The 14,355-nt window shown below is 66.7% G+C and carries 14 protein-coding genes and 1 tRNA gene; 3 read left to right on the top strand and 12 right to left on the bottom strand.

Annotation, left to right across the window (positions count from 1 at the left end):
* Positions 1 to 8 precede the first annotated feature (8 nt).
* Positions 9 to 2,849: a DNA polymerase I gene (polA, locus tag HW274_RS06080; RefSeq protein ID WP_075253797.1), complete on the bottom strand. Its 2,841-nt coding sequence runs from the start codon at positions 2,847 to 2,849 to the stop codon at positions 9 to 11.
* Positions 2,850 to 2,866: 17 nt separating this feature from the next.
* On the opposite strand from polA, the gene HW274_RS06075 reads away from it, so the two are divergent.
* Positions 2,867 to 3,505, top strand: a complete 639-nt coding sequence (locus HW274_RS06075) for a PaaI family thioesterase (protein ID WP_256692438.1) — start codon at positions 2,867 to 2,869, stop codon at positions 3,503 to 3,505.
* Between the two features lie 45 nt (positions 3,506 to 3,550).
* Here HW274_RS06075 and HW274_RS06070 read toward each other — a convergent pair whose 3' ends face one another.
* Entirely contained in the window at positions 3,551 to 4,159 is a 609-nt protein-coding gene (locus tag HW274_RS06070; RefSeq protein ID WP_004564964.1) for an ANTAR domain-containing response regulator, read from the bottom strand.
* A 54-nt stretch (positions 4,160 to 4,213) separates the two neighbouring features.
* Between HW274_RS06070 and HW274_RS06065 the strand changes: the two genes are divergently transcribed.
* Both HW274_RS06065 and HW274_RS06060 read left to right on the top strand, forming a co-directional pair.
* Positions 4,214 to 4,290: transfer RNA gene (locus HW274_RS06065), tRNA-Leu, on the top strand.
* Between the two features lie 53 nt (positions 4,291 to 4,343).
* Complete coding sequence (locus HW274_RS06060) at positions 4,344 to 4,742, top strand: cytidine deaminase (RefSeq protein WP_178384986.1); 399 nt, start codon at positions 4,344 to 4,346, stop codon at positions 4,740 to 4,742.
* A 147-nt stretch (positions 4,743 to 4,889) separates the two neighbouring features.
* Here the strand turns inward: HW274_RS06060 and pyk are convergent, their stop codons facing one another.
* The 10 genes from pyk to pafA all read right to left on the bottom strand — a co-directional run bounded on the left by pyk (position 4,890) and on the right by pafA (position 14,355).
* Entirely contained in the window at positions 4,890 to 6,320 is a 1,431-nt protein-coding gene (pyk, locus tag HW274_RS06055; protein WP_004564966.1) for a pyruvate kinase, read from the bottom strand.
* Between the two features lie 122 nt (positions 6,321 to 6,442).
* Positions 6,443 to 7,456 carry a prolipoprotein diacylglyceryl transferase gene (gene lgt, locus HW274_RS06050; RefSeq protein WP_081376194.1) on the bottom strand — a complete coding sequence of 338 codons (1,014 nt, stop codon included), beginning with the start codon at positions 7,454 to 7,456 and terminating at the stop codon, positions 6,443 to 6,445.
* 36 nt (positions 7,457 to 7,492) lie between these two features.
* Complete coding sequence (locus tag HW274_RS06045) at positions 7,493 to 8,317, bottom strand: indole-3-glycerol-phosphate synthase (RefSeq protein WP_075253794.1); 825 nt, start codon at positions 8,315 to 8,317, stop codon at positions 7,493 to 7,495.
* Positions 8,318 to 8,432: 115 nt separating this feature from the next.
* Positions 8,433 to 8,795 carry a phosphoribosyl-AMP cyclohydrolase gene (hisI, locus tag HW274_RS06040; RefSeq protein WP_040321136.1) on the bottom strand — a complete coding sequence of 121 codons (363 nt, stop codon included), beginning with the start codon at positions 8,793 to 8,795 and terminating at the stop codon, positions 8,433 to 8,435.
* A 27-nt stretch (positions 8,796 to 8,822) separates the two neighbouring features.
* Positions 8,823 to 9,212, bottom strand: coding sequence for a DUF2752 domain-containing protein (locus tag HW274_RS06035; protein ID WP_075253918.1), 390 nt, complete (start codon positions 9,210 to 9,212; stop codon positions 8,823 to 8,825).
* A 98-nt stretch (positions 9,213 to 9,310) separates the two neighbouring features.
* Positions 9,311 to 9,898 carry a DUF4190 domain-containing protein gene (locus tag HW274_RS06030; protein ID WP_260679213.1) on the bottom strand — a complete coding sequence of 196 codons (588 nt, stop codon included), beginning with the start codon at positions 9,896 to 9,898 and terminating at the stop codon, positions 9,311 to 9,313.
* A gap of 190 nt (positions 9,899 to 10,088) precedes the next feature.
* The gene (locus tag HW274_RS06025) at positions 10,089 to 10,424 is read right to left on the bottom strand and encodes a DUF4190 domain-containing protein (protein WP_075253792.1); all 336 of its coding nucleotides are present in this window, start codon (positions 10,422 to 10,424) and stop codon (positions 10,089 to 10,091) included.
* Positions 10,425 to 10,646: 222 nt separating this feature from the next.
* Positions 10,647 to 11,417, bottom strand: a complete 771-nt coding sequence (gene hisF / locus HW274_RS06020; RefSeq protein WP_075253791.1) for an imidazole glycerol phosphate synthase subunit HisF — start codon at positions 11,415 to 11,417, stop codon at positions 10,647 to 10,649.
* On the bottom strand, positions 11,414 to 12,868 hold the full coding sequence (locus HW274_RS06015; RefSeq protein ID WP_260679212.1) for a hypothetical protein: 1,455 nt from the start codon (positions 12,866 to 12,868) through the stop codon (positions 11,414 to 11,416). The genes hisF and HW274_RS06015 overlap by 4 nt, the downstream gene beginning before the upstream one ends.
* 47 nt (positions 12,869 to 12,915) lie before the next feature.
* Complete coding sequence (gene pafA / locus HW274_RS06010; protein ID WP_185989482.1) at positions 12,916 to 14,355, bottom strand: Pup--protein ligase; 1,440 nt, start codon at positions 14,353 to 14,355, stop codon at positions 12,916 to 12,918.

Genomic DNA, 14,355 nt, shown 5'->3' with positions numbered 1-14,355 from the left:
AGGGGTCTCTAGTGGGCGGCCTCACGCCAGGTCCGCCCTCGTCCGACAGCGACGTCCAGGGGGACCGAGAGCTCTGCGGCCCCGCCCATCTGCTCCTTGAGGAGGTTCTCGACCGCCTCGGCCTCTCCGGGCGCGACCTCGATGAGGAGCTCGTCGTGGATTTGCAGAAGAATGCGGCTTGTCAGGGCCTGCTCGCGCAGCGCACTGTCGACGTCGATCATGGCCTTCTTGACGATATCGGCGGCGCTGCCCTGGATGGGGGCGTTGAGGGCGGCCCGCTCAGCCATCTCACGGCGCTGCCGGTTGTCGCTGGTCAGGTCGGGCAGGTAGCGGCGCCGCCCGAACATCGTCTCGGTGTATCCGTCTCGGCGCGCCTGCTCCACCACGGACTCCAGGTAGTCGTGGACCTTTCCGAACCTGGCGAAGTAGGCGTTCCTCAGATCCGCTGCCTCAGCGTTGTCGATTCCGAGCTGACGGGCCAGCCCGAAGGTCGACAGGCCGTAGGCCAGTCCATAGCTCATGGCCTTGACGTGGCTGCGTTGCTGGGCGGTCACGTCCTCGACCTCGATGCCGTGGACCAGGGCGGCGACGTAGCGGTGCAGGTCTTCCCCGCTGCGGAAGGCCTCGATCAGCGCCTGGTCCGCGGACAGGTGCGCCATGATGCGCATCTCGATCTGGGAGTAGTCGGCGGTCATGAGGCACTCGTAGCCCTCGCCGACGGTGAAGGCCTCTCGGATGCGCATCCCCTCCTCGTGACGGGCCGGGATGTTCTGCAGGTTGGGGTCGGTGGAGGACAGGCGTCCCGTGGCGGCGATGGTCTGCTGGAAGGTGGTGTGGATGCGCCCGTCGGCCTGGATGGCCTTGCGCAGTCCCTCAACCGTCTGCCGCAGCTTGATGGCGTCGCGGTGCTCAAGAAGGTGCTCCAGGAAGGGGTGCGAGGTCTTGGCGTACAGCCCGGCCAGGGCGTCGGCGTCCGTGGTGTAGCCGGTCTTGGTCTTGCGGGTCTTGGGCATCTTCAGCTCGTCGAACAGGACGGCCTGGAGCTGCTTGGGGCTGGAGAGGTTGAGCTCTCGCCCGGCGGCGGCGTAGGCGCCCTCGGCAGCGTGGGTCACGCGGGCGTCGAGCTCGGTCTGGCGGGCATGGAGCACGGCGTCGTCGACGGCGATGCCGGCGTTCTCCATGACGGTCAGGGTCGCTGCCACGGGCATCTCCAGGTCGGTGAACAGTCCGGCGGCGTCACGAGCCGCCATCTGCTCATCGAGCACGGCCTGGAGCGGGAGCAGGGCGGCGGCCCGGCGCGCACTGGCCAGGTGGGAGGGGGGAACGGCCTCCTGAGAGGTGAGGGCCTCGAGGTCGAATGCGCTCTGAGACTCACCGGAGCCGCCGTCACCCCCGGCACTGCCCTCGTTGACTGCCGCCAGGTCGATGCCGAGCCAACGCTGGGTGAGAGTCTCAACGTCATAGCTGCGCTGCTCAGGACGGCACAGGTATCCGGCCAGCGAGGGATCTGCGATGACGCCGTCGAGCGTGAGTCCCCGGGCGCTCAGCGCGTGCCAGCTGCCCTTGGCGTCGGCGACGAGCTTGGGACGCTCCACGTCGGCCAGGAGCCGAGCCAGGACGGTTTCGTCCTCTGGCAGGATCTCGGTCAGGTCGATGGCGACCGCCCGAGAGCCGTCGGACAGTGACACGAGCGCGGCATCGCCCTCCACGGGCCTGAGGACGCCGACGACATCCACACCCAGGGGGCGGGGGCAATCGCCCTCAGCCGCCGGCGGTCCGGCCTCCAGCCACTCAGCCAGCCGCCCCGCGGCAAGATCGTGTCCCAGCGAGACGATCTCCAGATCGCTCAACGCGTTCAGGGCACTGGCCTCGTCTGCATCACTCGGCTCGGCGTGGTCGGAGGTGTCAGTGAAGCTCAGGATGCGCAGCGCCCGCTGGTGCAGGGTGCGGAACTCCAGGGTCTCGAACACGCGCGCCAGGCCGGCGCGGTCGGCCCCCGTGAGGCGCAGGTCGGCGCGGGGCTCGATCCCGAGGTCCAGGTCGGTGAGCAGGCGGTTGAGGCGGCGGTTGCGCACGACGTCGTCGAGGTGATCGCGCAGCGACTGTCCGGCCTTGCCCTTGATCTGGTCCGCGTGAGCGATGACGCCGTCGAGCCCGTCATAGAGGTTGAGCCACTTGGCGGCGGTCTTGGGGCCCACGCCCGGAACCCCGGGCAGGTTGTCGCTGGTCTCGCCGACCAAGGCGGCCAGGTGCGGGTAGCGCTCGGGCGTCACCCCGTAGCGCTCCTCCACCTCCTGAGGCGTCATGCGCCGCAGTGTTGAGACGCCCTTGACCGGGTAGAGCACGGTGCACCGCTCGGTGACCGTCTGGAAGGAGTCGCGGTCCCCCGAGCAGATGAGAACCTCCATACCCTCGGCCTGGGCTGATGTCGCCAGAGTGGCCAGGATGTCGTCGGCCTCGTAGCCCGGAGCGGTAAGCGCTGTGACGCCCATGGCCTCCAGGACCTCCTGGATGAGCTCGACCTGCCCGAGGAAGGGCTGCGGTGTCTCATCGCGGGTTCCCTTGTACTCGGCGTACTCCTCGGTGCGGAAGGTGCCTCCCGGCAGGTCGAAGGCGACGGCCACGTGGGTGGGCCGCTCACTGTCCAGCAGCGACAGGAACATGGAGACGAAGCCGTGGACGGCGTTGGTGGACTGACCGGTCGACGTGGTGAAGTTGTCGACGGGCAGGGCGTAGAAGGCACGGAAGGCCATTGAGTGTCCGTCGATGAGAAGAAGCCGCTCGGGAACCGGGTCCGAGGGGGACTGAGGTGTTGGACTCGTCGCAGGGCTGGTCGCGGTGGTGCTCACCGTGCCAGCCTAGGCCCATGAGCCATCCACAGTCCGACTCGCCCGTCTCCCCCATCAGCGTAGGGGACTCCAGTGACTCTCAACCCTCTCCTGCCTCCGCCGACTCCCCGAGCTCGCCGGCGGTCGTCGGGCCGCTGGGCCCCGTGGGCCGCGTCACTGCGGCCTCCTACTCCGGAGCGAGCGCCTCAGCCGTGGCCTTCCCGGACCCCGCCAGGCGCCCGTACCCGGATCCGCGTCCCGCGGGCTCTGCCGTCTCCGCCTCCTCGGCGCTGCACGCGGTGCTGGAGGACAGTGAGGAGGGCACGCTCATGGAGACCCTCGGGATGGAGGTGGTGACTCGCGACGCTCATCGGACCGAGGTCCGGATGCCGGTCGACGGGGCCCGGCAGGTCGTCGGGATCCTGCATGGCGGTGCCACCGCCGCGCTCATCGAGACGGCTGCTTCCGTGGCCGCCCGTGCAGGCGCGCCCGACGACGCCGTCCCGGTCGGGGCGGAGCTGACGGTCAGCCACCTGCGCTCCGTGTCCCAGGGCTGGGTGAAGGCCACCGCCACTCCCCTGCACCGCGGCCGTCGTACCGTGGTCTACCAGGTGACGGTCACTGACGACGATGAGCGCACCATCGCCGTCGGGACGCTGCGCAGCCTGTTCACCTGAGGCGCCGCGCCGCGCTGGGCAACGCACGGGGCGATCAGTGGGCGCTTAGTCCTTCTTGGTCGAACCGACCTGCTCGATGACGGCGTCGGCCACCTCGCGCATGGTCAGACGCCGGTTCATGGAGGTCTTCTGCAGCCAGCGGAAGGCCTCCGGCTCGCTCAGCCCCATGCGCTCCATGAGCAGCCCCTTGGCCCGGTCGACGCGCTTGCGGGTCTCGAAGCGCTCGGTGAGGTCGGAGATCTCACTCTCCAGGGAGAGGATCTCCTCGTGCCGGGACATAGCGATCTCAAGGGCCGGGATGAGGTCCGCCGGGGTGAAGGGCTTGACGACGTAGGCCATAGCACCGGCGGCGCTGGCTCGTTCGACGAGCTCGGTCTGGGAGAAGGCGGTCAGCATGACGACGGCGCAGTTGTGCTTCTCGAGAATTCTCTCCGCCGCGGTGATGCCGTCGGTCACCGGCATCTTGACGTCAAGAACGCACAGGTCGGGGTCATGCTCATCAGCCAGGCGGACGGCCTCCTCACCGTCTGCGGCCTCCGCGACGATCTCGTAGCCGGCGTCGGTGAGAGTCTCGACGATGTCTAGGCGGATGAGGGTCTCGTCCTCAGCGACGAGCACCCGGCGGGACTTGGTGGTGCTGGACTCATTGCTCACGGCTGTGATCCTAGTATGATCTCGCTGTTAGCGCCCCCGCAGAGCGGACGGCGTGCCTCCGTAGCCCAATTGGCAGAGGCATCCGACTCAAAATCGGAGTGTTGTGGGTTCGAGTCCCACCGGAGGTACCAGCAAGTCCATACCCAGCCCCGCCTCAGGACAGACCGGTCAGATGGAGAGCACCTTGAGCACGACGTGGGTCTCATTGTACGAAGCGGCCAAAGCTGTTCAGCGTCCTCGTCACGTGTCCTCATACATCGAGGCGGGCGGTGTCGCAGCTGCGGTGGAGTCGTCCTTGGGAAGAATCTATACGGGCGTCTGCGTGGATACGGCCTGCACGCTGGGAATCTGTGCCGAGCGTAATGCGATCCTCAACATGATGACCAACGGTGAGGATGCGATTCGGCGGGTTCTGACGATCATGCGCGACGGCCGTACCGGTCCGCCTTGTGGAGCATGTCGAGAAATGATGACGCAGCTGATGCCGGGTCGGTTCGGGGACATCGAGGTGATGATCGACTTCGCTGCCGGGAAGACGATGACCCTTGCCGATCTGACTCCCCAGTGGTGGCTACGGCGATGAGGCTGTGACCGCAGAGTACGGTCTGCGGTTCCTTGTACCCCACCGCTTCCTCTGCGGGAAGCAGATGCGGGAACACGTCGCTCTGAACCGCAGCGAGGGGTCTCCCAGTGATAGGTGGGAGACCCCTCGACGGATCAGAACCGGCGCTCAGATTTTGTAGTCGCCCGTCTCGCCGACGGTGTGGACACGGATCGAGTTGGTCGAGCCGGGCGTGCCCGGAGGCATTCCGGCCACGATGACGACGGTGTCACCGGGCTGGGCCAGATGCTTGTCCTGAAGGATCTCATCGACCTGGGCCACCATCTCGTCGGTGTGCTGGACCTCGGGCACCTCGTAGCACTGCACGCCCCAGGAGACGGCGAGCTGGTTGCGAGTCTCGTGCAGCGGGGTGAAGGCCAGCAGCGGAAGCGGGGAGCGCAGACGCGACAGGCGCCGGGCGGTGTCACCGGACTGGGTGAAGGTCACCAGGTAGGTGACGTCGAGGTGCTCGCCCATCTCCGCAGCGGCGCGGGTCAGGGCCCCACCGCGTGTCTGCGGGTAGGAGCCCAGGCCGGGGATGCGCTCCCCTCCGTGCTCCTCGACGTTCTCGATGATGCTGGCCATGGTGCGCACGGCCTCGATGGGGTAGGCGCCCACGGAGGTCTCACCGGAGAGCATGACGGCGTCGGCGCCGTCGAGAATGGCGTTGGCGCAGTCGGAGGCCTCAGCCCGCGTGGGCCGCGGGTTCTGGATCATGGACTCCAGGACCTGGGTGGCCACGATGACCGGCTTGGCCTGGCGGCGGGCCAGCTCGATGGCGCGCTTCTGCACCAGCGGGACGGCCTCCAGGGGCATCTCCACACCGAGGTCGCCACGGGCCACCATGATGCCGTCGAAGGTGGAGACGATGTCGAAGAGGTTCTCCACCGCCTGGGGCTTCTCGATCTTGGCGATGACCGGGATGCGCACGCCGACCTCGTCCATGATCTCGTGGACGTCCTTGATGTCATCGGCGTCACGCACGAAGGACAGGGCGATGAGGTCGGCACCGATCTTGAGGGCCCAGCGCAGGTCCTCGCGGTCCTTCTCGCTGAGGGCCGGCACGGAGACGGCGACGCCGGGCAGGTTGATGCCCTTGTTGTTGGAGACGTAGCCGGGAACCTCGACCTTGGTGACGACGTCGGTGTCGGTGACAGCCACGACGCGCACCGCGACGTTGCCGTCGTCAATGAGGAGCCGGTCGCCGGGGCGGCAGTCGCCGGGAAGTCCCTTGAAGGTGGTGGAGGCGCGCTTGACGGTACCCAGGACGTCGTCGATGGTGATGGTGAACTCGTCGCCCTTGTTGAGCATGACCTTCTGGTCGTCCACGAACCGCCCCAGGCGGATCTTGGGGCCCTGGAGGTCGACGAGGATGGCGACGGCGCGTCCGGAAGCGGCTGCGGCCTCACGGATGCGGCCGATGACCTCCTCCTGGTCCTCGGCGCGACCGTGGGAGCGGTTGATGCGCGCGACGTTCATGCCGGCGTCCACGAGCGCTTGCACCTGCTCGGGAGAGTCGGTAGCGGGTCCGAGGGTACATACGATCTTGGCTCTACGCATGGGTTCAGAATACGGGACACCGGGCCCTGCGCACGAGGAGGAATCTCGTCAGTCGTCAGGTTGCGACCATCCTCACCCACTTGGCTCCCACCGGAGTGCCAGGCCGTTCCCCGATTCGGTCACTACGAATCCTCCTGGTCCGGGCGGGCCGACTCCGCAGCGGCGGGTTCTGCGGGTACGGCCTCCTCAGGCGAGTCAGGCTCGGCAGAGCCGTCCTCGGCGGAGTCGTCCTCATCGGCCGCTGAGCCGCCCTTCCTCGCCCTGTGCCCCGGCCTGTCGATGGCGTCGCTCAGGGGGCGTCGCGAGGAGAGGACCAGTCCAATGGCGCCGACGAGGAAGATGACGATGGAGGTCCACACGTTCAGTCGCAGGCCCAGGATCGTCTCGGCCTCGTCGATGCGCAGCATCTCGATCCACACCCGGCCAGCGGTGTAGACCATGAGGTAGATCCACAGCAGCCTGCCGCCCGTGGCCCCGCTACGGGCGACCATCCTTCTGCCGATCCACACCAGGAGGACCGCTCCGGCCAGGTTCCACAGGGCCTCATAGAGAAAGGTCGGGTGAAACAGGGTGCCGGGCGGGTAGGTGGAGCCCGCCGGAAGGTGGGCGTCGTCGATCCGCAGCCCCCAGGGCAGCGTCGTCGGGGAGCCGTAGAGCTCCTGGTTGAACCAGTTCCCCAGTCGACCGATCGCCTGAGCCACCAGCAGCGTCGGGGCGACGGCGTCGGCCAGCGGAGCCACCCGCAGGCCACGATGGCGCAGAAGAAGCACCCCGGCCAGGACCCCGCCAGCAATACCTCCCCAGATTCCCAGGCCCCCTTGCCATGTCTGCGGGATACGGGCCAGGTCGCCGTTGGGGCCGAAGTAGTCGTCGGGCGAGGTGACCACGTGGTAGAGACGAGCCCCCACGATTCCAGCCGGTACGGCCACGATGGCGACGTCGAGGACCAGCTCCGGCCGGCCTCCCCGGGCCCGGTAGCGCCGGTCCGACCACCACACGGCCACGAAGACCCCGGTGAGGATGCACAACGCGTAGGCCCGCACCGGGATGGGGCCGAGGTACCACACAGCCGAGGACGGGCTCGGTATGCCCGCTCTCAGCGCGGCCGTGAGCGGCATCGCCGACGGCGTTGGCATCGTTGGCATCATGGCGGAAAGGGTGGCGACAGGCACTCAGAGAACCTCTCGGTGGGCGGAGGGGATCAGTGCCGGGTGGGCGCCGGCGGCGACCAGCTCGGCAACGAACTGCTGGGGGTCGGTGGAGCGGATGATGGCCTCACCGACGAGGACGACATCGGCCCCGCAGCGCGCGAAGCTCATGACATCGTGCGGACCTCTGACTCCTCCGGCCGCGATCCGTACGACCTGCGTCGGCAGAACGTCAGTGACCTGATCGAACAGGTTGCAGTCGACGGCCAGGGTGTCGGGATCGCGCGTGTCGATGGCCACGATGCAGGCCCCCGCATCGACCGCGGTCAGCGCCTCACGGCGGGTACGGACCTCGACGACGGCGCCCATCCCCAGGGAGTGGACCCTCTCGATGAGTCCCTCGAGCACCAGGGTCTCGAGGCGAGCGTCGAGCATGAGCAGATCAGCGCCGTGAGCGCGGGCCTCGTGCACCTGGTAGGGCGTGACCACCAAGTCATTGGCGAGGACAGGAAGATCCACTGAGGCCCTGACGGCGTCCAGGTCCTTGAGGGAGCCTCGCGTAGCGCTCGGCCCGGTGACCACTGAGACGCAGGCGGCGCCACCGGCGGCGTAGAAGCAGGCCAGCATCCCCGGATCCCCGACGCCGCTGAGGTCCGCGAACGTGGCTGTGGAGCGCTTCACCTCGGCGATCACCGTGACGGCCCGGTCATCGGTGCGCAGGCTGGACAGAGCGCTGATGGCACCGGGAACCAGGCGGGAGGCCTCTTTGAGGCGGGCCAGGGGAACCAGCGAAGCGCGACGGTCGGCGGCCGCCTTGGCCTCAGCCACCATCGCCTCGAACGAGGTCATCGCACACCTCCCCGATCTCACCTGCCGGCGCTCCGGAGGGGCGCCTATTCGTATCCATCGTGACGGCCCAAGGCCGTCTGTTGCAAATCGCCAAACCGCACTGCCCGAGGAGCGGTCAGCTGGGGCGCTCTCCCACGTGCGCTCCCAGATCACCGCCGGCTAGGAAGCAGGTGCGCTCACCGGTGTGGCAGGCGGCTCCGACCTGATCGACCTCGATCAGGAGGGCGTCGCCGTCGCAGTCCAGATGAACGGACTTGACGTACTGCGCGTGTCCGGACGTATCACCCTTGCGCCAGTACTCACGCCGGGACCGCGACCAGAAGGTCACTCGCCCCTCTTCCAGGGTGCGCCGAAGCGCCTCATCGTCCATCCACCCCACCATGAGGACCTCACGTGAGTCGTGCTGCTGGACGACGGCGCAGACCAGGCCGTCCGCGTTGCGCTTCAGACGCGCAGAGATCTGGGAATCGAGAGTCACAACCGCATTATGCACGCCGGGTACAGCTCAGCCCGGAGGACCGAGCAGAGGGCCGAGATAGACCCACATGCCTGGCAGGTTGCGCACGACCGCGAATACGGCCAGCGCCACTCCGAGAAGGATGCCCTCCCCACCGGTGACGAGCGGCCGTCGCAGGCCTCGGGCCGATGCGAGCAACCAGCGCGCCACCAGCACAATGACCACCACCTCCAGGACGAGCGCAAAGGGGTTGTAACCCATGGCTGCCCCCAGGTCGCCGTGCATGAGCTCGCGAGTCGCCCGAGTGCCTCCGCACAGCGGGCACCACAGCCCTGTGGTGCGGTGAAGCGGGCAGAGGTCGGGAAGCCCCGGAGAACTACGAGGCAGAGTCAGTGCGCGCAGCACGATGAGGTCACCGGGAAGGGAGGGCAGAACCATCAGAAGGCCCAGTCCGATCCGCCTCCCGTGTCCCGCACGCTCACCGGAGCGCTCGTGCTTCGTCGACGCCGTCGTGCAGCAGTTTTCAGGCATACGGTTCATTGAGACAATACCACTATAAATAGAATAAGATAGGCAGCGCCGATGAAAGCGCCAATGCCGCCTGTCACCACTCCAGCTATTGACAGCCCCTTGTTCGAGGCACGCCCCTCATTGGCGGCGCGCATTCCGAGGACTCCGACGACAATCGCCGATATACCCAAGATCAGGCCGAGAGACAAACAGTTCGCAAAGATACTCGTAATACCGAGCCCGAGTGCCCACCCACCGAGAGCATTGGCCTCATGTCGACGTGGATCGTAAGGCACCCCCCAGTACACGCCCTGACCATATGGCGGATACGGCCCACAAGAAGGAGACGGATAGGGGTACTGCTGACTGTAGGGCTGCCCGTAGGCCTGGCCGTACGACTGCTGACCACCCCCCGGATAAGGGACCATCTGACCTCCCTGCGCTGCCGGGAAGTGGGGCGACTGATCGTCAAGGTCGTCCGCGCTGTAGTAACCGTTCTGGGTCGACGACACGTCCGACGCAGACTGAGAGGCACGATCGAAGTCGGTCGGATAAGGGGAACCAGCAGATCCTTGACGATAAGGATCCGCCGAATAAGGATTCAAATCGCTCACTATTCCCTCCCTGGTGCGAAGCGCAGCACTGAGTCTACACGAGCACTCCAATCACACCCCGGGACGAACACACACGCCGATGGGGAGAAGGCCCCATCAGTCTCAATGTTCATGCCCCACAGTCTTCACTCCGCGACGCAGGCAGCTGACGAACCCCCTGCACAGCGGAGTGAAAACGACGGACGAGGACCTAGGACTGGAATCCGCTCGTGAGTTGCGCAGTCACACCAGTCATATAGAGCACGATATTCAGCACAGTACCAGCCAGCGACAACACAATGCCGGCAATGGACATTCCCTTATTGGTGGCACGCCCCTCATTCGCCGCCTGAATACCCAGATACCCTACAATAATCGCGGGGATACCAGTGATGAAACCACAGCAGAAGAAACTGACAAGTCCAAGACTGAGGGACCAGATCCCCAGTGAGTTCTTCTCATCAGGACGAGGACCGAATCCGCCGGGGACATATCCTCCGGGCTGCTGATAATACTGGCCGTCGGGGTACGGGCTCATGTTGCTCATGGCATCTCTCCGTGTAAATAGGGATCGGCGATGTTCACGCTGACAGCATGTTACTGAAGCATAACAAGCATCACTCGATACGCAAATCAAGCAGCCCCACAACTCCACCCCGTCAGTCCCTCATTCTACCGAACAGATAAATGAGAGCTGCACTTAATCCGATAAACTTCGTGAGAATTCCAGCAACCCCAGAGAGAATGCTTCAGAAGCAGAAATTACTCGTCAACGCACCGGGTGGCCCGCGTCTCGCAGAGCATTCTTGGCCTCAGGGATGGTCGTCACTCCGTAGTGGAACACTGAGGCTGCCAGAACGCCGTCGGCACCGTGGTTGGCTGCCGTGACGAAGTCCTGTGGGCGTCCGGCGCCGCCGGAGGCGATGAGTGGCACCCGGACCTGTCGACGAACGGCGTCGATCATCTCGGTGTCGAATCCTTGAGTGACCCCGTCAGCATCCATGGAGTTCAGGAGAATCTCCCCGGCGCCGAGCTTGACTCCTCTCATCGCCCAGGCGACGGCATCGATACCGGTGGAGGTCCGTCCTCCGTGCGTGGTGACCTCGAAGCCGGAGTCTGTCGAGACGCCGGAGGGGCACCGGCGCGCATCCACGGACAGGACGAGTACCTGGTTACCGAAGCGCCGCGCCACCTCCGTCAACAGCGAGGGGGCTTCGATGGCCGCGGTGTTGATACTGACTTTGTCCGCCCCCGCCTTCAGCAGCAGGTCCACGTCATCGAGTGAACGCACTCCCCCACCGACCGTCAGAGGCACGAAGATCTGCTCGGCAGTACGGCAGACCACGTCCAACATGGTGGAACGCCCCTCATGGGAGGCCGAGATATCGAGGAAGGTGATCTCATCGGCCCCCTGAGCGCAGTAGCGGGAGGCCAGCTCCACGGGGTCTCCGGCGTCCTTGAGGCCCTGGAAGTTGACTCCTTTGACGACCCGACCGTCCTTGACGTCCAGGCAGGGAATGATGCGGATGGCAACGCTCATGAATGCTCCTTGGATGTTGGGCCGGCGGAGGAGCTGGGGATGGCGCTCGACTCACCGCCCGCACGCCCCCCGGACGCTCCGGAAGTCTGAGCAGGTTCCTTGGCCAGGACGTCGATCACCACGACGACTGGTTCCTTCCCCTGCGCCTGCTCAGCGGGCAGCGAGAGGACCACCCGAGAGCCGACAGTGATGTCGACCAGGTTCTGGGAGACTCCCACCAGCGCGTTGCTCATGTCGAGCTGTTTGGGCGGCTGCTGGTGCCCGAAGGTCGATTTCTCGAGGGGTTGTCCCGAGGCCCAGCTGACCATCGTGGTACGAGCAATAAGACGGTCCTGGGAACCGATCTGTGGGCCGGTGCCCTTGATGAGGATCTCCGTGGAGGCTCGAGTCGGTGCGGGAAGTCCGGCGCTGCTGACGGTGATGGAGCCGTCCGGTCCTTCAGTCACGGTGGGGGTGCCTTCCGCCGGCGGCTTCGCCTCCCCCGTTGCCGTGGTGGGCAGGAGGTCGACGACGGTGATTTTCGTCGTCCTGGAGCCGTCCTCCTCCTCAGCCGGCTCGCGAAGAACGACGCGTGCGCCTTCGCGCTGTCCGGAGACCGCCGCGTTGATGTAGTCACCCACCTCAGGACCGAGCAGGCCCTGCCAGAGCTTGTACCCCGCTTCGTTACCCGTCGTGTTGCGCCCGTCGAGACCGGAGAACTGTGAGACCTGCAGGATCACAGGCGTCCCCGCGGAGACAGCGCGCCCCTGCCCGGTCTGGACGACGTCGGTCAGTACCGAGCCGGGGGCTGACAAGGAGGCGTCGCCGTTCAGCTCGACGGAGGGGGCCACCCCCGATCCGACCCGTCCGCTGACCTTCAGCAGCTGGCTGAGAGGGGCGTTGCCATCCAACACGGTCGACTGAGCCGCGGTGCTGGTGCCCGCTCCGTTCCGTCCGGAGACGAACTTGTTAACAGCCAGCGGCACCAGGATCATGGCGAGGACGACGACACCGATCAGGCCGACCGCCAGGGGCCCGCGCGGCATACGCCCCAGCGGGCCGCCCAGGGTACGAGGACGCCGCGTCGGCTCCGGCTCCCGGGCCTCGGAGACCACCTCGTCCTGCCGGTGTCCGGACTCATGTGGGAGATCGCGTCGATCGGCTCGTGCGGCCGGCATGTACTCGCTGCGCGGATCGTGGCTGCTGCCCGGCACGTGAGGCTGCGGCTGAAGCCGGAGCTGGGGCTGCGGCTGTGGTTGCGGCACAGCGCGAGGCGCCGGTGTGCCAGTTGCGGGTCGGTCGCTGGGGGAGGAAGTATCAGCCGGGCGTGCCTGGACAGCAGGCTGGGAGGGGGCCGGCAGGTCCCCGGTCGCAGCCTCCCGCTGGGCCTGCTGAGCACGTTCGAGCGCACGGCGCTGACGCCGCGTCAGGGGCATGCCCGCTTCGGGATCCGGGGAGGGGGTAGTACTCATGTTGCGTCTTCCGTCTGCCACCTTATCAATGCCGTAAGCCTCACCGTTCACACCCCGATGGGAGGATCGGTTGTCGAACGCCCCATGCTCTCCAGGAGTGCATCGATGCGCTCGTCCACGGCACAGAAGGGATCACTCAGGGTAACAGGTGAGCAGACGCCGTCATCGAGTCGAACCCCCACCCAGTCGACGCTCACATCGCGGCGCAGGTCCTCGGCCCGGGCGACGACCGCGCCCCGCAGACGCGCGCGCGTGGTCGCTGGCGGGGTGTCGACCGCCCGGCGGCAGGTCGCTTCGTCAACGAATCGACGCAGGAGCCCAGCGCCCTCCAGGCGCTGCCGCAGTCCCTCACCGGGAGAGACGTCGTGGTAGGCCAGGGCCAAGCGGCTCACCCGGGGATCGGTCAGATCTGTGTCGTGCCGCTGGCAGTAGCGGGTCAGCAACCGGTGCTTGACCGCCCAGTCGAGCTCCTTGTCCACGAGCTCGGGCTGCTGCAGGCGCAGGGCCTGGAGTCCTCGTTCCCACAGGTCCAGCGCGGCTTCGTGGAGAGCAGTGACCTCGACGCCCTGCGCGACGTGGTCGCGCAGACGCCCGAGGTGCTCTGCCTGCACCTCCAACGGCGTGATGGTCCGCCCGTCGGACCGTTCCAGGAGCACGCCTCCACTCATGTCATGGCAGGTGTCGCGGATGGCTCTCATGGGATCGGCCAGGGCCAGGTCGCCGAGCTCTCCCCCGTGCTCCAGGTAGTCCAGGAGCAGGTCCATGGCCGCTACCTTGAGCAGGGTGGAACCCTGAGCGATGTTGGAGTCACCGACGATGACGTGCATGCGTCGGTAGCGCTCGGCATCGGCATGCGGTTCGTCCCGGGTGTTGATAAGCGGCCTGGCGCGGGTCGTGGCTGAGGAGACGGCGTCCCACATCTGGTCGGCCCGTTGGGAGAAGACGTAGGCGCTGAGCCCGTCGGCGGCGCGCCGAGTGTCCCCGGCTGCGGCGATGTGGCCGGCGCCGACGAGGATCTGCCGGGTCACCAGGTGGGGTATGAGAGTGCGGGCGTCGTTCCAGAAGTCACCACGACGGCGCACGAGGTAGTTCTCGTGGCACCCGAAGCCATTGCCCTCAGCATCACGGTTGTTCTTCAGCAGGTGGATCCGCCCGGGAACACCCGTTGCGGCCAGGCGCGCATTGGCCTGCTCGGCCAAATCGGCCATGACGAGCTCACCGGCGCGGTCTTGAGCAAGCACATCTTCCAGGCGATCGCACTCGGCGGTGGCGAACTCAGGGTGGGAGCCCACGTCCAGGTAGAGGCGAGCACCCCCACGAGTGAAGACGTTCGAGGAGCGCGAGCGCTGGACCACGGGATCGAAGAGCTCACGAGCGGCGTGGTCGGCGTCCATGGGAGGAGGGCCGTCGGCGGTGGGGGCGCAGGTGATGCCGTACTCGGTCTCCACCCCGATAATGCGCCGCGCCAAGGGCCGTGAGCCGCTCAT

It is taken from the genome of Actinomyces sp. oral taxon 169 (assembly GCF_013394715.1).
GTDB lineage: Bacteria > Actinomycetota > Actinomycetes > Actinomycetales > Actinomycetaceae > Actinomyces.
Note: the sequence above shows the minus strand (reverse complement) of the source record. Positions and strands in the feature narration are given on the sequence as shown.

Bases quoted from the DNA above. Each gene is read 5' to 3' on its own strand.
- HW274_RS06075 (WP_256692438.1), top strand. From the start codon at position 2,867: ATGAGCCATCCACAGTCCGACTCGCCCGTCTCCCCCATCAGCGTAGGG.
- pyk (WP_004564966.1), bottom strand. From the start codon at position 6,320: ATGCGTAGAGCCAAGATCGTATGTACCCTCGGACCCGCTACCGACTCT.
- lgt (WP_081376194.1), bottom strand. From the start codon at position 7,456: ATGCCAACGCCGTCGGCGATGCCGCTCACGGCCGCGCTGAGAGCGGGC.
- HW274_RS06045 (WP_075253794.1), bottom strand. From the start codon at position 8,317: ATGACCTCGTTCGAGGCGATGGTGGCTGAGGCCAAGGCGGCCGCCGAC.
- HW274_RS06035 (WP_075253918.1), bottom strand. From the start codon at position 9,212: ATGGTTCTGCCCTCCCTTCCCGGTGACCTCATCGTGCTGCGCGCACTG.
- HW274_RS06025 (WP_075253792.1), bottom strand. From the start codon at position 10,424: ATGAGCAACATGAGCCCGTACCCCGACGGCCAGTATTATCAGCAGCCC.
- hisF (WP_075253791.1), bottom strand. From the start codon at position 11,417: ATGAGCGTTGCCATCCGCATCATTCCCTGCCTGGACGTCAAGGACGGT.
- HW274_RS06015 (WP_260679212.1), bottom strand. From the start codon at position 12,868: ATGAGTACTACCCCCTCCCCGGATCCCGAAGCGGGCATGCCCCTGACG.
- pafA (WP_185989482.1), bottom strand. From the start codon at position 14,355: ATGAGCGGCTCACGGCCCTTGGCGCGGCGCATTATCGGGGTGGAGACC.